Annotated in this window: 15 protein-coding genes; 10 read left to right on the top strand and 5 right to left on the bottom strand. The window is 56.4% G+C overall.

Annotated features, from left to right (window positions below):
- Positions 1-264 precede the first annotated feature (264 nt).
- Positions 265-759, bottom strand: a complete 495-nt coding sequence (locus ACQY4V_RS01145; protein ID WP_428515121.1) for a hypothetical protein — start codon at positions 757-759, stop codon at positions 265-267.
- Between the two features lie 445 nt (positions 760-1,204).
- On the opposite strand from ACQY4V_RS01145, the gene ACQY4V_RS01140 reads away from it, so the two are divergent.
- The 5 genes from ACQY4V_RS01140 (at position 1,205) to ACQY4V_RS01120 (ending at position 7,027) form a co-directional block, all read left to right on the top strand.
- Positions 1,205-2,770, top strand: a complete 1,566-nt coding sequence (locus ACQY4V_RS01140) for a hypothetical protein (RefSeq protein WP_428515120.1) — start codon at positions 1,205-1,207, stop codon at positions 2,768-2,770.
- A gap of 200 nt (positions 2,771-2,970) precedes the next feature.
- Positions 2,971-3,705, top strand: a complete 735-nt coding sequence (locus ACQY4V_RS01135; protein WP_428515119.1) for a VPLPA-CTERM sorting domain-containing protein — start codon at positions 2,971-2,973, stop codon at positions 3,703-3,705.
- A gap of 361 nt (positions 3,706-4,066) precedes the next feature.
- Positions 4,067-4,828, top strand: coding sequence for a VPLPA-CTERM sorting domain-containing protein (locus ACQY4V_RS01130; protein WP_428515118.1), 762 nt, complete (start codon positions 4,067-4,069; stop codon positions 4,826-4,828).
- A gap of 371 nt (positions 4,829-5,199) precedes the next feature.
- Positions 5,200-5,913: a VPLPA-CTERM sorting domain-containing protein gene (locus ACQY4V_RS01125; protein ID WP_428515117.1), complete on the top strand. Its 714-nt coding sequence runs from the start codon at positions 5,200-5,202 to the stop codon at positions 5,911-5,913.
- Positions 5,914-6,388: 475 nt separating this feature from the next.
- Positions 6,389-7,027, top strand: coding sequence for a VPLPA-CTERM sorting domain-containing protein (locus tag ACQY4V_RS01120; protein ID WP_428515116.1), 639 nt, complete (start codon positions 6,389-6,391; stop codon positions 7,025-7,027).
- A 57-nt stretch (positions 7,028-7,084) separates the two neighbouring features.
- On the opposite strand, the gene ACQY4V_RS01115 is transcribed toward ACQY4V_RS01120, so the two are convergent.
- Genes ACQY4V_RS01115 through ACQY4V_RS01100 form a run of 4 tightly spaced genes read right to left on the bottom strand, consistent with a single transcriptional unit; the run spans position 7,085 to position 11,213 of the window.
- Positions 7,085-7,948, bottom strand: coding sequence for a glycosyltransferase family 2 protein (locus ACQY4V_RS01115; protein WP_428515115.1), 864 nt, complete (start codon positions 7,946-7,948; stop codon positions 7,085-7,087).
- Between the two features lie 8 nt (positions 7,949-7,956).
- Positions 7,957-8,769 (bottom strand): tyrosine-protein kinase family protein, encoded by an 813-nt coding sequence (locus tag ACQY4V_RS01110; RefSeq protein ID WP_428515114.1) that lies wholly within the window; start codon positions 8,767-8,769, stop codon positions 7,957-7,959.
- A 30-nt stretch (positions 8,770-8,799) separates the two neighbouring features.
- Positions 8,800-10,359, bottom strand: coding sequence for a GumC family protein (locus tag ACQY4V_RS01105; RefSeq protein ID WP_428515113.1), 1,560 nt, complete (start codon positions 10,357-10,359; stop codon positions 8,800-8,802).
- The gene (locus tag ACQY4V_RS01100) at positions 10,356-11,213 is read right to left on the bottom strand and encodes an ExeA family protein (protein ID WP_428515112.1); all 858 of its coding nucleotides are present in this window, start codon (positions 11,211-11,213) and stop codon (positions 10,356-10,358) included. Before ACQY4V_RS01100 ends, ACQY4V_RS01105 begins: the two co-directional genes overlap by 4 nt.
- Positions 11,214-11,750: 537 nt before the next feature.
- Between ACQY4V_RS01100 and ACQY4V_RS01095 the strand changes: the two genes are divergently transcribed.
- From ACQY4V_RS01095 to xrtD, 5 genes are all read left to right on the top strand, one after another.
- Positions 11,751-12,431 carry a sugar transferase gene (locus ACQY4V_RS01095; protein ID WP_428515111.1) on the top strand — a complete coding sequence of 227 codons (681 nt, stop codon included), beginning with the start codon at positions 11,751-11,753 and terminating at the stop codon, positions 12,429-12,431.
- A gap of 148 nt (positions 12,432-12,579) precedes the next feature.
- On the top strand, positions 12,580-15,027 hold the full coding sequence (locus ACQY4V_RS01090) for a tetratricopeptide repeat protein (protein ID WP_428515110.1): 2,448 nt from the start codon (positions 12,580-12,582) through the stop codon (positions 15,025-15,027).
- Between the two features lie 125 nt (positions 15,028-15,152).
- The gene (locus ACQY4V_RS01085; protein WP_428515109.1) at positions 15,153-15,767 is read left to right on the top strand and encodes a polysaccharide biosynthesis/export family protein; all 615 of its coding nucleotides are present in this window, start codon (positions 15,153-15,155) and stop codon (positions 15,765-15,767) included.
- A gap of 10 nt (positions 15,768-15,777) precedes the next feature.
- On the top strand, positions 15,778-17,190 hold the full coding sequence (locus ACQY4V_RS01080; protein WP_428515108.1) for a hypothetical protein: 1,413 nt from the start codon (positions 15,778-15,780) through the stop codon (positions 17,188-17,190).
- A gap of 150 nt (positions 17,191-17,340) precedes the next feature.
- The gene (gene xrtD / locus ACQY4V_RS01075) at positions 17,341-18,936 is read left to right on the top strand and encodes a VPLPA-CTERM-specific exosortase XrtD (RefSeq protein WP_428515107.1); all 1,596 of its coding nucleotides are present in this window, start codon (positions 17,341-17,343) and stop codon (positions 18,934-18,936) included.
- The last annotated feature ends 3 nt before the right edge of the window (positions 18,937-18,939 follow it).

Raw genomic sequence — 18,939 nt, 5'->3', positions numbered from 1 at the left:
AATTCAGAAATCCTGTAAGGAATATACAGTACAAGATAAGTCTCATTTAAGTACTCCGTAGTTCAGATAGCGCTGCTTTTAATGTTGCTCAACAGCGCGACGAAGAGGCGAAACTCGCGAATTTCGCATCATGTGAGAAGTTAAACTCCTAAATGCTGGCCGCAGTCTAACGCAGCACCTTAAGCTGGCAGTGGTGAAGTGCCGATAAGAAGCGTCAGAGTTTAGGGTGTTTCTAGGTTGAATGATTCCAGGCTTGATGTTTAGTCAGCCGGCCTTGGAGAAGATCGAAGTCCGTGCGGGCTTCGCTTCCTCTTCCTGGGTCTCGGAGCCCTCGGCGCTGGCTTCCTCGGAGTCCTTGGATTTGTTGAAGATCGACGATGCCTTCACGGCCTTCGGCTTTTCTTCTTCCTTGGTCTCCTCGGCCGGCGTCTCGGTGGCTTTCTCGGCCTCCTGGGTCTCGGCCGGAGCTTCCTCGGCCTTGGGTTCAGGCTTGGTCTCGGGCTTGGTGTCTGCCTTCGCTTCAGCCTTTTCCTCAGCTTTGTCCTCGGTCTTCTTGGCCGAACGCGTCGCCGGTTTCGGCTTCGCCTTCACCGTCTTTGCGTTGGCCGGTTTGATGTCGACGGTGGCCGTGTGGCCGTTGTCGCCGCGGCCGGCCTTCAGGTCGATCGAGATTTGCTGGTCTTCGTTGATGTTGATCTGATCGAGGACATAGGCTTCCAGGGCCGCCTCGATCTCGTTCTGGTCAAGCAGGATCTGCATGGGGTGGTGTTTCTACTGGCTATCGGAAGATGAAGCTTTTGGTGCTATTTCCAGTCTTTAGGGTGGATCTTTGAATTACCATTCCTTTAGTCACGCAAGGACTTTAGGAGATGAAACTGAGGCTCAAGCCATTGTAACAGGTTGATTTCGGGAAACCGCCCAGTGTGAAGGCCTTCGGGACTGAATTCGACCTAAACTCCCCCCAAAGCACAACATGAAATCACAAAGAGTTCGAGAGAAGACTATATTGTACAACCTGGTGTTCAACGACCATTCAATCTCAGAGCGCAAAAGTCTTGCACATGAAATCGCTTGCCAGTTGGGATAACATAACTGACGCCGATGATTTCGACCTTCAAGAATTGGCCTAAGCTCAATGTCATTTCCATCTCCCACGCGCCGCAAAGTTCTCCGCTCTTTAATCGGGCTGGGGCTCCTGCCTGGCATGGCAGCCTCTCAAGAGACGGGAGTTTCCAACGGCGACCCTATCGAGGCAGAGGGTGGCAAGGTCTCGGTTGGTCTCTCCGCACTGTCGCGGCTCTGGCCAGGCAGGCGGTTGCTTGCACATGTCCGCGTCCCCGAAAGCAGTGCGCCGGTGCTTGGACCGGACGCGCGAGCAGCTGGACATCGGCTGCTCTGGCAGCTTGAGTTTGAGGGACGCGCAGCAGGTAATCACGGCGATCTCTATGAAAATCGCGATCGTGCGCACTCGCTTTTGCCACCGAAGGCGCATCCGCAACTCACGCATGTTGCCTACGACGCCGAGATACGCGAGGCAGGACTCGATTATGGGCTGGCGGGACCGATTATTTTCGATGCGCCGCTCATCGGCAATTCGTCCACCGCAGTGAAACACGGACCGCTCTGGCGCTCTTTGCCACGCTTGGCACTGACCGGGGATGACGGGCCGGTGACTCTTTACCAGAACTACCTCGCAGGTCAGATTCATGTCTATCCGGAACACCGGGACCACGACCCTGAACATGGCGACTTGATCCCGGCCAACACGCCGTTTTTCCTTATCTCTCAGGGATCGTCCGGGTCTGACCAACCACATCTGGAGGCCTTGGCCATGATCCTTGCGGCGTTGCGTCCCGAGACCAAGAAGTTCCTTCATGAAAATCAACTGTTGGCCCCGACCGTGCAGATGATCTTTCGTCGCTGCCTGACATCGGTGCGAACGCGTGAGACATATCTTTCGGGGCTGGCACACCCATCGGTCATTCCACGAGATCAGATCAATCTCACGCGCATGGTGCAGCTGGCCAATGCGCTCACCCCCGAGACGGTGCCGCCAATGGTGCGGCTGGCGGTGCTGTCCGAGAGCCAGGCGACAGTAGGGATCGACTATTTCGGCGAGGGGCTGAGCGAGCGGCTGTTCGATACGCCCGTGGCTGTTGCCAGGCTCTGGCGCAGTCACGTTCACAGCCGCAACATGGTGGTCTCAGCCGAGTCCACCCGCGACCCTCAGGGGCGTAAGCCGGAATTTCTCTGGCGCCTTTTGCGTGGTGACCCCCAGCGTACGCGTATCGAGCCCTTGGACGACCGCGGCTTGCAGGCACGGATCACGATAGATTGGCAATTGCCGCGCCCAGTGCCGGGACAACGTGAGATCCGGTCAAACCGGGTCGATATCGGCGTGTTTGCCCGCACCGGGGATCATGACAGCACACCCGGCCTGATCTCGTTTCTGCTGCCGCATCACGAAACACGCAGGTATGCGCCCGGCCCATTGGGCGAAATGCGCATAGAAAGCCGTGATTTCCGAGTGCCAGAGGACGAGTATGCCGACCCGGTGCTATTTCCGCAGAGCGAGTGGAGGGATGTCTATAGCTACGATCCCGCAGGGGTGTTGCAGGGCTGGACCCGACAGACGGCCGAAGGACTCATCCAGTTCGATGCATCTGGCCGGAAGAACACGACGGCGGGTCCGCAGCCGGTGCGCCACGTGGTTGAACGACCAGACGACAAGGTGCCTTACCTGCGCCTGCGGACCGAAGCGGATGAATAAGACGGCTCATCCAGAACTCAGGCTCCGAAACGCGTCTTTGTTTCGGCTTTGAGGGCAATTTCGCAATATCGTCAGGATTTGATTAGTTTCACGCTACAGCCGCGACACCTCATAGCTGTATTTTGAAAAGATTTTCCTCGCTTGCTTGTCAAAGGTTAATGATTTTGTCATGAGTAAGGCAGTTCATGTAGGAGGTATCAATGTCACGTGCTTTGAGAATAAAGAGTTTGGCTGGTGCAGTCGCGTTGTCTTTCGTTGCGTTTGGCGCTTCAGCGACGACGGTGGATTTGACCTATAAAGGGCCAAGCGCCGGCAGCGACAAAAAGATTATCAAGATTACCGACGCTCCGAATTCCGCGGGAGCAAGTCTGCCTATTGCGGCTGGCGCTTATGGGTTCAGAATGCGAACCGACAGTTCTGACCCGATGACGGAATTCCTTGCCTGGTGCTTGGATATTGGCAGCCAGCTCGGAAAGAACGGGTCGTTCGAATACAAGATCACCGATACGCCGTTCGATAACAGCTACGGTCTTGACACCGATGACCGCATGCGCGTTCAAAACCTGTTTGACGCGAACTACGGCATGCTTGATGTGTCGGATGGTATTCAGACCGCAGGCTTCCAGGTGGCGCTGTGGAATGCGCTTTATGATGACGATGGAGACGCTGGCGACGGCGACTTCCGCATTTCGAGCGGCTTCGGAGCGGGACAGAATGTCATCAATCAGGCGAATATCTTTCTTGGCCTTGCGAACAGCTACGGCGGCGCTGGCAAAGTTTTCAACCTGACGTTCTTCGAGAGCACCGGTACGGGTAGCAGCAAGAAGCAAAACCTCGTATCTGCAACGCCGGTGCCCCTGCCCGCCGCGGGTCTGCTTTTCCTCGGAGCACTGGGCGGTCTGGTCACATTGCGGCGTCGCAAGCACGTCGCCTGAAGCACACACCGCACTCAATCATTCAAGAGCGGCCGCCCTTGGGCGGTCGTTTCATTTTGCATATGAGTGATTCGCGGCAACAAAGATACGCGCCTTGTCATTGTTGCCCTCTGAGGGACAGTATTCGAGCACTGTCAGAATTGGCGCGAAGCCTGAAACCTTCATCTCTCGCCCCCTGGATAAACTGCAAAAGTTTTCTCCCCGGACCCTTGATAATAAGGCAATATTGCGGCCAAACCATGAAATTCACTAGGTGGGGTTGTTCGCTTGCTATACAATCGGATGTGCTGCGTGGGCCTTCTGACCACGCCTGCGCCAGTTTTTATGGGAGTGAATTTAAATGACTTTTAGAGCTTATATTATGGCCGCAGCTGTGGCGCTGTCGCCGGTGGCGGCATCGTCCGCTTCGGTCGACATCAATTTCCAGGCCTTTGGTGCCGGTGGAAGTGCAGATATCGCCGGAGCCACAACGGCGCTTGACGCCTTTATTGGCAGCGCACCTGTAATTGCCGGCGAAACCTTCGACGGGTTCACAGCCTGCGACGGAAGCAATAGCGCCAGCTGTGACGCCTCTCCTGTGCTAAGTACGTCAGTCGGTACGTTCACCGGTATCGTACCCACCCACACTGGCGGCGGTTCGCAGGTGGATCCCAAGGACAAGATCGTCGTCCGCAGCAGTACGCCAGATCCATACCGTCGGTTCAATGTCGTCGGGTCAGAAGATAATTGGCTCGACAGCAATGACATGAACGGAATCAGATGGGAAATTCCCGGTGCCAGCGGATTGTCAGGCATCACGAAGATTGCTTTTTTCTTGACTGACGTAAATGACGTGGGGAGCGTTGCGTTTTCCATCAAGGCGAATGAGGGCAGCCTCACCAATAATGTGATGAACCTGCCCAATTCCAGCGGACGTCCGAATGGTGAATTGCTGCTGGTTACGATGAACTTCAGCGATGCGCTGAGCCTCATCACCATCGAGATGACGACCGGCAATGGTGACGGTTTTGGTATGGACGGGATCCGGGTTGCTGCCGTTCCGGTTCCAGCTGCTGGACTGCTCCTTCTGGGTGGCCTTGGCGGACTGGCCGCAGTTCGACGCCGCCGCAAGAAATCTATCTGACGTCATTCTTTTAGTAGTCCAGTTCTCAAAGGGCCGTCCTCAGGCGGCCCTTTCGCGTTTTGAATGCCGAGGTTTGGCCGTTCAACAGCACTCGAAAGACCCCGCTAAGTGGTCAGCTCTCATGGCGCGAATCAGGACAGAAACTAGTTCGAGCGTGCAACCGGACAGTTGCCCACGGTCCGGCGACCATTGATACGGCCGCCACTAAATTGTTGGCAAATCCAGCGTGCTGAGCGCCGCTTCAATCCAGGGTTGCGTCTGCATGGTCGATGCACGTTAAAAATAAGGCTGGAATGCGGCATATTTGTTGTTTTTTTTGGTGGATTAATGTAACCTTCAGAAAGATTATGAAGTTTTTATAGGGGATCGTGATGAACAGATTACTTTCGAAAACTGGATTGGCGGCTGGTCTTCTGCTCGCAGGAGCGGTATGCGCGTCGGCGTCGACCGTCCAGATAAATGTGCTCGATGCATCAGGGGATGGGTCCGGTGCCGCGGCGAATACTTCGAATAATTACGCGGCGAATTATGGTGCCTTCATACCCAGTGGCGCGACGTGGACGCCAGGTGATGCCAATGTTGTCACTCCGCCGCCTGGAACAACAGATGGGACTTACCGGTCGCCATTTGACGGGAACGCATTGGAGGATGTGAATTCCTTCTTTGCAGTAGGTCCTTCACCGAACGATCCGAACCCGGTGAAGCTGGTTTTCTCCGGTGCGCAATCCGTGTTGAATATCCTCTGGGGTTCCATCGACAGCTACAACACACTATCGTTCAGCGCCATAGGAGGTGGTGGATCTGATGTATCAATCACTGGCGCTGATGTCGCGAGCGCAGTGAACGCAGCATTTTCCGGCACTTGCGGTTCACCCGCCAACTTCGGTTGCACGGCGCTCGTGAGCTTTAGCATCTTGGATGACACCGGGGCATCCACCACCTTTGGAACGGTTGCTTTCAAAAGCACGGACCAGCAAGCGTTCGAATTTGCACTCGCTCCAATCCCGCTTCCCGCGGGAGGCTTGCTTCTGTTGTCCGCACTTGGCGGCATTGTCGCCCTGCGCCGCAAAAAGCGGACGGGATAGTTACTTTGATAACAGCTGCTAAGTCAGCTACTGGATAAGGCCGCTTCATGCGGCCTTATTTGTTGTTATACTTGGCGTAGAACACATTTAGCTCCAAAGGCCGCAACATACAGAATGTGATTTCTCAACACGCAAAAAACAGGCGCGAATCAAGGTCACAAGAGAGTCGATACAAATGCAAGCAACAGATCTTCATTCAGCGACAATCGTAGAAATTGCCCCACTTTATTGAAGAATACGAACTGCAAATCCTAAATTTACCCTTGCGTTTCACCTTTTTCTAACAGACTCGTTTAAAAGAGACCTAATTGCGGCAAAAACAAGAATTGTCCTTTTGTTGCAGTGTCGATGTCGTGTACAGTGAATGTGTAAATCTGTGACCTGAAAGGTGATAATTGTGAAAAGTCTAATTGCTAGAGTTGGAATCCCAGCGAGCTTTGTCCTGTGCGGCGCTTTAAGCGCCCAAGCCGCGACCGTGAACCTTGTTACAAACGGCAGTTTTGAACAAGACCCTGGCGTTGTGGGCACCGCAAACGAAAATGCTTTTGCAGACATGCCAGGCAGTTCGGGAACAGCGTCGTGGGACATTTGGGGGGATGGAGCGAACACGTACGGGACTGAGGTTGTCCCAGGGTGGACGCACGAGTCCGGGGATGGCCTTGAGCTACAAACAAAAAACACTATCCCGCTCATGCCATTCCATGGCGACTATTACGCGGAACTGGACAGCAACAACAACAGCACAATCTCGCAGAGCGTCTCGCTGGGTGTTGGTCGGCACATGTTCTCTTTCGCGTACAGTCCGCGCCAAGCAGACAGCACGACAAATGGTATCAGCTTTACATTGGCGGGGCTGTTCAGCGGTAATGCGATGGGCCCGGGAGGCACGTATAACTCGGTTGTTGGCGACTGGACTGTGATCGGTCAAGAGTTTGTAGTCGATACTGCAGGTGACTTCTTGTTGACCTTCGACGCCTCGACAACGTCAGACTCGTTTGGTGGATTTATCGATGACGTAACCATATCCGCTGTGCCGGTGCCCGCAGGTGGTCTGCTCCTTATCACAGCGCTGGGCGGTATGGCTGCCATACGTCGGAAGCGAAAAGCGATCTAAAACTTCACCTGAATTGATCTTGGAAAAGTGCTGCAGAATGCAGCACTTTTTTTTAGCTCATATTTCCATCCCAACCGCTTGCCGCAGCATCCAGGCCATCCGGAGAAACCGAAGGCGGATAAGCGTGAAGATGGCGCGCCAGCGATCTTGTGGTCCAGAGAGCTTTTGAGTCATTAGAACCTTCGGCACGTGTGCAAGAATGCTTACCGGCATCGCCATCCCCTTGCACGCCCACTTGATGCGCGCGACCGCGCCGCCGCCGGTTTGGCCGAACATCTCCTGCGTAATTCTTCTCCACTTGCGCCGAAGTTCGGGCCAGTCCTGACGCGACGGGTGGCCCACCTTCAGCTTGTCTTCATAGACCAACCTGTAACCTTTGGCAGTAGCGCGGAATGACCAGTCTCGATCCTCGGACACGCCGACGCGAAAAGGCCCAACATCCTCGAAAACGTCACGCCGGGTTATCAAGTTGCCAGTGCCGGAGAATCCCTGAACCTCGATATAGTGCCGGAAATCGAAGGCGAAGACCGCTTCGAATGCTTCCGCGCCACTCCGAGGGGGTGGGGTCTCGTCGAATACCTCGACGCGGCCGCCGACGAGATCAGCGCGGCTAGCCACCTCCCGACCTACTTTCACCCAGTCGGGCGCAGCCACGCAATCGGCATCTATGAACATCAGTCGCGGGGCTGACGTTTCACGAACACCGCGGTTTCGCGCCGCTGCGGCGCCTTTCTCGGGTTCGGTGACAAAACGGAAGTCGGAGTAGTCAGATATTACCTGGGCCAGGGACTGCGTCGAGCCATTATCGACAACGACAACTTCACAATCGGAAAGGTCGTTCAGTTTCAGCGCCTCAAGGCAGCGATCAAGGCGCTCCACATCATTGAAGTGCGGTATGATGATCGCGGTTGTAGGCATCATTTGGAAGCTCAATAGTACTGATACTCGTCGGCATCGCCAATATAGCGGCACTTGTTCAGCGCGATCCCCATCACGTTCGTCAATTCGGCGACCTGACGTTCGGCCTGATCGATCCGGGTCATAGTGGTGGACTCGGCTGCTGCGATAATCACCGCGCAGTCCACGTTCTGAAGAAAGGCAATGTTGTCGTCGCTACCGTTCAGTGGCGAGATGTCGAAGAACGTGAGGTCGGGCGCATACTCCTGCTCGATGGCGGCAAGCGAGTCGCGCGCGACACGGCTCAGCAACAGCTCCGAGGGGTTTCGGGCAGGCTCATTATTGAGACCCAGCGCTACTCGCGAACCCAGCCTTAGGCCGTGTTGTGAAAAGGGGACATGGCCTTCCAGAACCTCGGCCATGGAATGGTCGGGCTTTTGCGCCAATAGTGTATGCAGTGCAGGTCGCCGCAGGTCGAGATCAATGCACAGGATGCGCATGTCGCGCTGCCGTTCGAAACTGAACGCCAGGTTGCCCAGAGTCGTGGTTTTTCCAGCCCCTGCGTCCGGGGAGACGATTGCGATCCTGCGCCAGTCGTTAATCTGGCATTGGTGAATGATCTTCGTGCGCATCAGGTCATAGGGGGCCGCCTCGGGACCGGAATCAGCGGCAACTACGCGGTTGCGCTTGAGCGCCGCGCGATTGAGCTTGAAGGGGGCAAGGTGTTCCCACGCATCGGTGTTGGGATTTGCGTTATGGGGTCTTGCAACCTCTTTCTTCTGCGTCGCATTGCCCTGCTGGCGCTGTGCGCGGGCCTTGGCAAGCGCTTCCTGAATTCGTTCCAACTCACACTCTCCTGATGTTTCGTTAACCGGTCACCACCGGACCCCGATCTTGTTCATGGCCCTGTCGGCCAGAAGATCGAGCGGCAAGTAATAGAGATGCACCATATATACAGCGGCAGGCAGGCCAACGAGGATTGCTAGGTAAACCGTGAACTTCAGCAGGCGCTTCCGAAATACCTCGGACCGCGTGCGCGCGTAGGGTAGAACGACCAGTGGGCGTACGCCGAGACGATTGACAATATCCTCGGGCCGCCGCGCGGTGCGGTTAAGCAGTTCGATCAGAAAGACGAGCCCAATACCTGCGAGGATTCCGAATGCAGTGCCACCACCGGCAATGAGGATCCGGTTCGGTTTCGTCGGTTCTGTAGGCGTCGCGGGTGGTTCGATAATCGAGATCCTTTGTCCGCGAGAGAGTGACTCGATCCTTTCGCCGGTCGTCGCCTTCGCGAGACGATCGACTGCCATGTTGTACTGCTCCTCGACATTTTCGTAAGCGCGGGTCAGTTCTTCGAGGGACACGGTATTTCCGGGGGTTTCCGCCAAGGTTTCGGACAAGCCTGTCAGCCGTTCCTCGATTTCGGTGCGCTGTTCCTGCAGCATCTCGACACGCGTGTCGATCTCCCCCAATTGCAGTTCCAACCTCACATCTCCAGGTCGCTGATCGGGAGTGGTTTCCGCAGTTTGAGGCTCTTCCTCCGGGGCATTTTCGAGCCGCTCCTCGGCCTGCGCAATACGGGTCTGCAACAATTTCACCGTCGGGTGGGTATCGGAGTAGATCGAAAGCGCTTCGTCGAGCTGGGCCTGCAGGTCCTGCAGCCTTTGCCCTTCGCGGGAAAGTCGTGGCGCGGCAGCTTCCGCCTGGCTCACCTGTCCTGTGGCTTCGAAAATCTCTTCCAGCCGCGTACGCTGGTTCCGCAGAGTGGTGATATCTCGGTCGATCTGTCGGACCTGTTCTTGAAGCGTGGCCTGCTGATCAAGCCGGTATTCGAGGCTTTCCGGCAGAGCGTCTGAGTTCTCGGTCTTGAACTCCAAGATGCGTGCACTTTGAATGTCGAGGTCCCGCCCCAAGCGCTCGACCTCCTGCCGGAAGAATTCCAGTGTATTGCCGGCCCTGCTCGTGCGGAATTCCGCGTTCTGATTTTCGATCCGGGTCAGGTACTCGTTCAGAACCGCAGCGGCAATCTGCGGGCTGCGCGCCTCGAAGCGGATATTCATTATTGGAGTCGGATTGCGTCCACTCGCCGTCTGGACCACCGTGCGTGCGCGCATCGCCTCGACGATTTCGTCAGCAGTCATCTCTTGCATGTCCCTGAAGACATTCTGGTTGCGCGCAACATCAAGCATGTTCGCACGCGTCATCAGACGCTGTTCGATAATCTCGAGCTGCTCGCTCAACCCGACCATAACGGTCGAGCTGGCCAGTTCCGAGGGAATCTGCGGCCCTTCCAACAGCAGCCGTGTCTGAGACTCGTAGGCCGGCGGCAGCGTAAATGCTGCGATCACCGAAATTGCGGCAATTGCCACAGAAACGATCAGGAAATAATGCAACCGCCTGAGAAAGATCGACACATAGTACTTCATTTCACTCATTTAAAATCGTCCTCTTGCGTGGCTGTTTCGGCAGTAAGGAACAATCCGTCGTCCAGCACGCTCTTCAGGATATCTTCGGTCACGGTCTTTTCTTCTTTGCTCCAAGCATAAAGCATAGCCACGTCGCAGAGACGGTTGATCAAACGGGGTACACCGCCAGTATGCTTGTAGACCATCGAACACGCCGCATCGGTGAACTCGTCGCCATGCCCGCCCACTGATTGCAACCGGTGTCGGATGTATTGCTTAACGTTTTCGTCATCCATCGCCGGAATATGGAAACTCGCAGCCACCCGTTGAGCAAGCTGCTTCATGTTCGGGCTGGCGATAACATCGCGCAACTCGGGCTGTCCCACGAGTATCAACTGTATCAATTCATCCTTATTGGCATTGATATTGGTGAGCATCCGCAATTCCTCCAGACCTTCCGTCGAAAGGTTCTGGGCTTCATCGAAGATCAGAACCACCCGACGGTCGGCGGCGTACTCGGCAATAAGGAAATCCTGCAGTGCCTGAAAGTTCTGAACATAGCTCGAGTCATTCGATACCTCGACCGAAAGCGAGTTCAGTACCCATTGCAGCAACTCACCTCGACCTCCCTGCGCATTGGAGATCAGGCCAACGGTGATCCTTTCTTTGTGGTTTTTCAATAAGTGCTGCATGAGAGTCGTCTTGCCAGAACCGATCTCACCGGTAATCACAGTGATGGGCGCGCGAGACAAAATTCCGTAGTCAAGGATTGTGTAGGCGTTCCGGTGAGCCTTGGACCAATAGATCAGCGCCGGGTCGGGCAACAGCGTGAACGCACGTTCAGAGAGACCGAAAAAGTCGGCATAAAGATTTTCCGGCGTCATTTGCTTCCTTCAGGAGACATACTTTGTTCAGCGCCCATGACACTCTTTCATAAATCTAAATTCCAACGCGTCTTGCGTGCCGACGGGCCGAAAAGTCAGCGTCACCTCTGACTATTAGTGGCTCACAATGCAACAGAGAACCCCCCTATTATACGGCATTCGGATGAAATTTGAGTGGCGACTTACAGTGGCAATGTCCACCTGATTTCTCCCATATCGCGAATCAACCACCAGCTTCTAGGCAACGATTTCGCTTAATCGGGCGGTTTGTTTTCCACTTCGCAACAGTGACTCCGGGAAGTTTGCGGCGAGAACGCGTGGAAACGCTTCTTTACAAGGTTTTCAAGCGCCTAAGCGGCTAGTTTAACTGCTATGGCGGAAATATGTCTTGTTTTGGGCAGTCGTCACCTGTTAACTAATTTGTGGGGGCTTTGATGCTGAACAGTAGGTGCGCTTTCACAAAGATTGATCACCTCGAAATGCACGTATCGAAGTGTGTCTGGCTGTTTTGGTATTTGATTAGTATTGGGGAAGTATATGACATTTCGGGATTATTCCGAAGCCACTACGTGGAAAAACGCTGCCGGAACACGTAGAGCCTACAGCCGAAACGGCGTTTACGAAAAAGGGGTGAAGCGCTGCCTCGATCTTGCTTTAATTGTGCTCACGCTGCCACTCTCATTGCCGATCATCTTGGGAATGGCAGCACTCGTTGCACTTGACGGCAACTCTCCATTCTATTTTCAGAAGCGTTTAGGAAAACGCGGCCGCGTGTTCCATATGCTCAAGATGCGCACCATGGTCCCCGGGGCGGACAAGCTGCTGGCACGTCACTTGGTCGAGAACGACGATGCGCGCTTGGAATGGGAAAAAACACAGAAGCTGAAAAATGATCCCCGCATCACGCGACTGGGCTCGTTTCTGCGTAAATCCTCGCTCGATGAACTTCCGCAACTTTGGAACGTGCTGAAGGGTGATATGTCGCTTGTCGGGCCACGGCCGATGATGGTCGAGCAGGAAACACTCTATCCGGGTACGGCCTATTTTGAATTGCGTCCCGGCATCACTGGTTCCTGGCAAGTGTCGGAACGCAACCAGTCGACTTTCGCGGAGAGGGCGGGGTTCGATAATTCCTACCTGGCGTCGCTGTCGCTGTCGCAGGACGTTTCGATCCTGTGGAAGACCGTCAGTGTGGTTCTGCGCGGAACCGGATACTGAGCTGAAGTACGCCATGAGGCGCATGGCGTACTCCCTTCATCGGCTAGGTTCCTTCTCGCTATAAGACGTGTCATGGTAGGCGCCGAAAAGATCGGATCGGCGCTTCCTATTGAATGCCGTCCAAAGCCAAGGACTTGAGGGTCACCACATGTTCAAACCAGCCTTTATAGCGCTGACCGCTGCTGGATTTCTTTCGTTTTGCGACACGGCCGAAGAACGGGCGGAGAGCCACTTCCAGTCTGGTGTGGACCTGCTCGAAGAGGGCGATGTCGATCGGGCATTGGTCGAGTTCCGCAACGTCTTCAAGTTGAATGGGCAACATCGCGAGGCGCGTCTGCTATATGCGCAAACGGAGCGTGAGCGGGGAAATATTCGCGAAGCTTTCGGCCAATATCTGCGCTTGGTCGAACAATATCCCGACAGCTTGCCTGGCCAGCGCGCGCTGGCCGAACTTTCCCTGCAAGTGAATGACTGGGAAGCCGCGCGCCGTCATGCAAAAGCCGCAGCCGAGCTGGCCCCCGAAGACCCGCTTGTCCAAGCCGTGAACGCAACGATTGCCTATCGTGACGCGCTGAGCGGATCAGAAGATGGCGAGGCCCGTGGCAAAGCCGTCGCGACCGCCCGTTCTTTGGTCGCTGATAATCCGGATTTGATGATTGCACGACGGGTGATCATCGATGACCTGACGCGCAAGCAGGACTGGACTGCTGCGCTTTCCGCCATCGACGCCGCGCTCGAGCAGGAGCCGGAGGATCGTTCACTTTACGCGATACGTCTTGGGGTCCTCGAACAGCTGGGCGAAACCACCGAAATTCGCGCACAGTTCGAGGAGATGATCACACGTTTTCCGGACGACCAGAATGTGCGGACTTCGCTTGTGCGGTGGTACATGTCTCAAGGCGATGTCGATGCTGCTGAATCCTTTCTGAAGGAGCGTGCTGCTGCTGAGCCGGGCAACAGCGATGACATCGTGACCTATATCCGTTTCCTTGCCGAGGTGCGAGATAGCGAGACGGCGCTTGCAGAACTCGAACGCATTCTCGAAGGCGAACCGCCTGAAATCGAGCGGCTGACTGCGCTGCGCGCCGGGTTCCGCTTTGATCTGGGAGAACGGGACGAGGCGATCTCGGAACTGGAAGGCCTCATCGAAGGCATGGAGCCTTCGGATGAGCGGCGCAAGATCATGGTCATGCTGGCCCGGATTCTGGATAGAACCGGCAACAATGTCGGCGCGCGTGCTCTTGTCGAAGAGGTGCTGCAGGAAGATGGCAATCAGCCCGAAGCTCTTAAGATGCGTGCTGGGTGGTTGATCGAGAGCGACCGCACCGATGAGGCAATCGTCGCCTTGCGCTCTGTCATCGGGGACGATCCCGACGATGCCGAAGCGATGACGCTGATGGCACAAGCCCACGAGAGGGCGGGCAATCGCGATCTTATGGCTGACATGCTAAGCAGGGCGGTCGAGGCTTCGGGCAATGCTGCTGCGGAGTCGCTGCGCTATGCAGGTTACCTGATCGGGGAGGAAAACCTTCGCACGGCAGAAACCGTACTGATCAACGCGTTGCGTCTGGACTCAGGCAATCCCGCTCTTTTGAGCGCGCTTGGTGAAGTGTACAGGGCCGAGCAGGACTGGCCTCGCCTTACCCAGGTGATAGAGACGCTGCGCCGTCAGGACGATGCCAACGCTGACCGGATCGCCAACGAGTTGACTGCGCGCCGACTGGCGGCCGAAGATCGCGAAGATGAACTCATGAGCTTTCTTGAAAACCTTGCCGGAGAGGGCGCAAGCGGACTGGGCGCGGCGGCGGCGATTGTGCGGACCCGCCTTGCACAGGGCGACGTGGAAGGCGCATTGGCATACGCGCAGGAAACCCGGGAGGCAAACCCGGAAAACCCCAATGCAGAGTTTCTCTTCGGCTCGGTCCAGGCAGTAACCGGCGACACCGCATCTGCGCAGTCGACGTTTGGTGACCTCACTGCAGAGTACCCGCAGGATCAGCGCTATTGGCTGGCGCTCTACAATGTCCTCGCGGTACAGGAGCAGGACGACGCCGCTAAACAGGCGCTACGTGATGGTCTCGCGGCCTCGCCCGAAAGTGCCCGGCTCAACTGGGCGCTTGCCGGCGTTTTGGAGCGTGAGGGCGATGTCGAGGGCGCAATCGAGATCTATGAAAAGCTTTACGCGGCCGACAGCAACAATCTCATCATCGCCAACAACCTCGCAAGCCTTTTGACCACTGCACGCGACGACGACGAAAGCCTGAACCGCGCGCATGAGATCGCGCGAAGACTGCGGGACCGGGATGTACCGGCCTTTCAGGACACCTACGGCTGGATCGCCTTCCGACGCGGCGATCTTGATACCGCGGTATCTGCATTGGAGCCTGCTGCCGAAGGGCTCCCGGGCGATCCCAGGGTGCAGTACCACCTCGCGCGGGCATATGCTGCACGAGACGAGTTGACCAAAGCCCTGGCACAGTTCCGGAAAACGGCCGAACTTGTGGGAGATGGGCCGCGCCCCGATTTCATGACCGAAGTTGAGTCGGAAATTACTCGGCTGGAGGCAACTGTTCAGGATGGCAATACGCAAAACTGACGGAAAATACCTTCAAAGCGCTACAAATCTGCCGCAGCCTTGTTCATTGTTTTCTTTGCGTGTTTTTGCGAGAGGGAAAATGTCGTAGCATCCACGCAAAACGAATACCGTTACAGAGGCATGGGATGATCAAATTCATAGCAACACTCCTCTTCGCGATCGGGCTGGCTGGCACGGCCACGGCGCAAAGCGAGTACAGGATTAAACCCGGTGATACCCTGAGAGTTGAGGTCCTGGAGGACCCCGGTCTCAACCGCGAGGTATTGGTTCTGCCCGACGGTTCGATAAGCTTTCCACTGGCGGGCGCAGTCAACGCGGGACGCAGGAGCACAGAACAGGTGGCCCAGACCATCTCCTCGGAGTTGGCCGATAATTTCGCGACGGAACCGACGGTTCTTGTCTCTGTTTCCGCGCTTGCACCGAGACAACCGAGACAGCCGCGTGTCGAGCCGGAACCAGACGTCATGAATGTCTATATCCTGGGAGAGGCGAACGAGCCCGGGCGAAAAGAAGTTGCGCCGGGTACGACACTACTTCAGTTCCTCGCCGAGGCGGGTGGGCTTTCGCGCTTTGCCGCGGAGAAGCGCATCCAATTGCGTCGCGTGGACCGCACCAGCGGACAGGAATTGGTATACCGTTTCAACTATCGCAGTATGGGTGGCGCCGGCAGCATCAGCGGCACGACGGTACTTGCGCCGGGCGACGTGATCGTTGTACCGGAGCGGCGCCTCTTCGAATAAGGGCGTCGTTTTGAAGCCTGCGTATGCTCTTATCGGCACCGGTTGCCTTTCAGTTTTTGTCTGGGGGGCGGCCTCTACGCATGCGCAGCAGGGAAGCCGACCTGAAGATGGAGGCCCGGTCCTGACTTTCGGCCTCAGTTCCACGGTAAGTGTCACCGACAATTACAACCTTTCGCCCAACAACAGCGAGAGCTCGGAACTTTTCGATACTCGTTTGTCCTTCGGCTATTTAAACCGACGTGCCAACGATGTGCTCAGCCTTGATCTGAGTGGGATGCTGCGCGCCAATGAACCACCCGGGGGCAGCCGCACCTTCGATGATCGTCGTGCACGTTTTTCCTATGATAGAGAGGGCGTAAACAGCGCGCTGAGCTTCGGAGCCGACTATAGCTTCTCGTCCGTGGATGCATTGGACCCGTTCGATGAAAATCCATTCTTCGAGGAGGACCCACTGGACGAAGCCGATCTCACTGACGACCGGGGCGACCTCGAACAGTTCTCGACACAATTCTCCTTCGAGACCGGCGTGACCGACCCGATAGGATTCATTCTGGACGGAAGATACCGTGAGCGGACCTATACTGGCACGACCGATCCGGATCTGTTTGACACCGAGAGCCTTAGCATTTCCGCCACGACGCGGTTCACATTAAGCCCGGTGACCGAAACTCGTGTGGTGCTGCGCTATGAGGGATACAGCGCAGAGGATCCGCCGCAGACAGACCGGCAGACCGCCAGTCTCAATCTCGGGCTGACCCAGGCCTTGTCGCCAATTGACACGCTCGACGTTTCATTGGGCTATCAGGAAATCGATACCGACGAGACCATCGGAGGCACGCGCCGGTCGAATACCGAGACTGGCCTGATCGGAAGCGTCAACCTTACGCGCGAATTGAAGCGCGGCACGATCAGTACAAGCTTCGATCTGCGCGAGAGCGAGAACGGTCGAACCGCTACCTGGCTCATTGGCCGGGCCATGCCATTGCCGCGTGGCGCAATCGAATTCAGCCTAGGGGCCACGAGCGATGTCGCCGACACGATCCGGCCCGTGGGCAGTCTGAATTTCCTGCACGAGATGAAGCGAGGCACACTGACGGCCTCAATCGAGCGGCAGGTAACAACAAGTTCGCGTTCGAATGAATTGCAGACCACACGAGCCTCTCTGGGCTACACTCATGAGATCAATTCGATATCGGATCTGGAATTCTCGGCGAATTACGCAGATCTTGCACAAGCCGGCGGTCCGGCCCTAAGCGACACCACCCGCGCCGATTTCCGTGCAGCGTATTCACGCGATCTCACCAGGGATTGGCGGTTCTCCACAGGATACGAGTATCGATTGCGCGAAGAGGAAGGCGTCGGCACGGCCACGTCGAACCGGGTCTTCCTGACACTCGACTGGAACCTTATTGTGCGCCCATGAGCCTGCGCATTATTCCTAACGGCAGAACAGATTGTTCAAGCTGCCTTCCCCCGCGTTTGGTATCGTCTTGGTGCGGATTTTCCGGTAAGAAATATGTGTGGGCGCGTGGCCTGCTAGGTAGGCTGCAGTGTGTGAGTGGAGTATGACGCAATGTCGGTGACGGATCAGTTCGGTACAGACAAGCTTTCACGCACCGTTAATCCGACCGGGCTATTTTGGTTCGCGCTGCTTCTCTTGGGTTCCATACCGATCTTCTGGATCGGGTTCGTGTCTCTGGCGAAGGCCTGGTCGACCGCCGAGTACAGCCATGGGCCGCTTATTCCGCTTATCTCGCTGTACCTGTTCCTGCGTGAGATGCGTCGCTTGCCGCCTCCCGCGCCGGTGGTGCATGATCGAATGCCTGGCCTTGTCGTGCTTGCTCTCGGCCTGTTGCTGGCCATTGCGGGAAACCTGACGCGCATCCCCGACATCGTCACCTATGCCTTCATCATCTGGGTCGGCGGCGCAGTGCTGACGATCTTCGGCTGGGAACGTGGCAAGTTGCACCAGCTGGGCGTCGTGCACCTGATCTTCATGCTGCCTCTGCCACAGTTCATTTATCTCAAGCTGACCATTGTGCTGCAGACAATCTCTTCGGAGATCGGCGTCTGGTTCGTGGCGTTGATGGGAGTTCCGGTTTTTCTGGACGGCAACGTCATCGACTTGGGCGTCTACAAGCTTCAGGTGGCCGAGGCCTGCTCGGGACTGCGCTATCTCTTTCCCATCTTGAGCTTTTCCTACCTGTTCGCCATTTTGTACCGCGGGCCGTTATGGCACAAGGCGGTGCTTTTGCTGGCCGCGGCCCCGCTTACCGTTCTGATGAACTCCTTTCGCATTGGTGTGATCGGCGTGCTGGTCAACAGCTATGGGATCGAGCACGCTGAGGGCTTTCTGCACTACTTCGAAGGTTGGGTAATCTTTGGGGCGTGCATCGCGATCCTCTTCCTGATGGCGGTGCTGCTCCAGCGTCTGACGACCGACCCGAAGCCACTCTCTGAGGCCATTGACCTCGACACCACCGGTTTCGGCGCAATCGCCGGCCGCATCACCGGCATCCGGGCCTCGCGCGGTCTCGCAGCGGCGGCGCTCATGACGCTCGGAGTGTCTGCAGGCTGGGCGCTGCAACAGGGCAATGAGCCTGCCCCACTCGACCGAGATCCCTTCGCGCTCTATCCGCGCCAGCTTGGCGACTGGTCAGCAACCTTCTCGATGCTGGAACCGGATATCGAGCGGGTCCTGGCCGCGACCGATTACCTGTCCGCATCCTTCAGAAACCCCGAAGAGACCGCCCCGGTTGAGCTTTTCATGGCCTTCTACGAAAAGCAGACAGAAGGCAGCGGCATCCACTCACCAGAGGTCTGCCTACCCGTAGGTGGCTGGGAGATCTACAGCTTCGAGACGGTGCCAGTAGACATGTCGGGCACCGGCTATGGTACCTTTCAGGTGAACCGCGCGGTGATCCAGAAAGGGCTGTCGGAACAACTGGTCTATTACTGGTTCGAACAGCGCGGTAAACGCATGACCAACGACTTCAAGGCAAAGATGAGCGTGGTCTACGACAGCTTGACTATTGACCGCACCGACGGCGCCATCGTGAGGTATATCACCCCGATCCTAAAGGATGAGCCCGAGGGGGCGGCTGATGAACGGCTGAAGGCGCTGATGCGGGAGAGCTTGCCGAAGCTTCCACGGTTCGTGCCGGAGTAAGGT

Source organism: Roseovarius sp. (assembly GCF_965277045.1).
Taxonomy (GTDB): domain Bacteria; phylum Pseudomonadota; class Alphaproteobacteria; order Rhodobacterales; family Rhodobacteraceae; genus Roseovarius.
Note: the sequence above shows the minus strand (reverse complement) of the source record. Positions and strands in the feature narration are given on the sequence as shown.

What these genes read in the sequence shown, in the direction of transcription:
- ACQY4V_RS01145 (WP_428515121.1), bottom strand. Translation starts at nt 759, where the DNA reads ATGCAGATCCTGCTTGACCAGAACGAGATCGAGGCGGCCCTGGAAGCC.
- ACQY4V_RS01140 (WP_428515120.1), top strand. Translation starts at nt 1,205, where the DNA reads ATGGCAGCCTCTCAAGAGACGGGAGTTTCCAACGGCGACCCTATCGAG.
- ACQY4V_RS01135 (WP_428515119.1), top strand. Translation starts at nt 2,971, where the DNA reads ATGTCACGTGCTTTGAGAATAAAGAGTTTGGCTGGTGCAGTCGCGTTG.
- ACQY4V_RS01130 (WP_428515118.1), top strand. Translation starts at nt 4,067, where the DNA reads ATGGCCGCAGCTGTGGCGCTGTCGCCGGTGGCGGCATCGTCCGCTTCG.
- ACQY4V_RS01125 (WP_428515117.1), top strand. Translation starts at nt 5,200, where the DNA reads ATGAACAGATTACTTTCGAAAACTGGATTGGCGGCTGGTCTTCTGCTC.
- ACQY4V_RS01115 (WP_428515115.1), bottom strand. Translation starts at nt 7,948, where the DNA reads ATGATGCCTACAACCGCGATCATCATACCGCACTTCAATGATGTGGAG.
- ACQY4V_RS01105 (WP_428515113.1), bottom strand. Translation starts at nt 10,359, where the DNA reads ATGAGTGAAATGAAGTACTATGTGTCGATCTTTCTCAGGCGGTTGCAT.
- ACQY4V_RS01100 (WP_428515112.1), bottom strand. Translation starts at nt 11,213, where the DNA reads ATGACGCCGGAAAATCTTTATGCCGACTTTTTCGGTCTCTCTGAACGT.
- ACQY4V_RS01095 (WP_428515111.1), top strand. Translation starts at nt 11,751, where the DNA reads ATGACATTTCGGGATTATTCCGAAGCCACTACGTGGAAAAACGCTGCC.
- ACQY4V_RS01090 (WP_428515110.1), top strand. Translation starts at nt 12,580, where the DNA reads ATGTTCAAACCAGCCTTTATAGCGCTGACCGCTGCTGGATTTCTTTCG.
- ACQY4V_RS01085 (WP_428515109.1), top strand. Translation starts at nt 15,153, where the DNA reads ATGATCAAATTCATAGCAACACTCCTCTTCGCGATCGGGCTGGCTGGC.
- xrtD (WP_428515107.1), top strand. Translation starts at nt 17,341, where the DNA reads ATGTCGGTGACGGATCAGTTCGGTACAGACAAGCTTTCACGCACCGTT.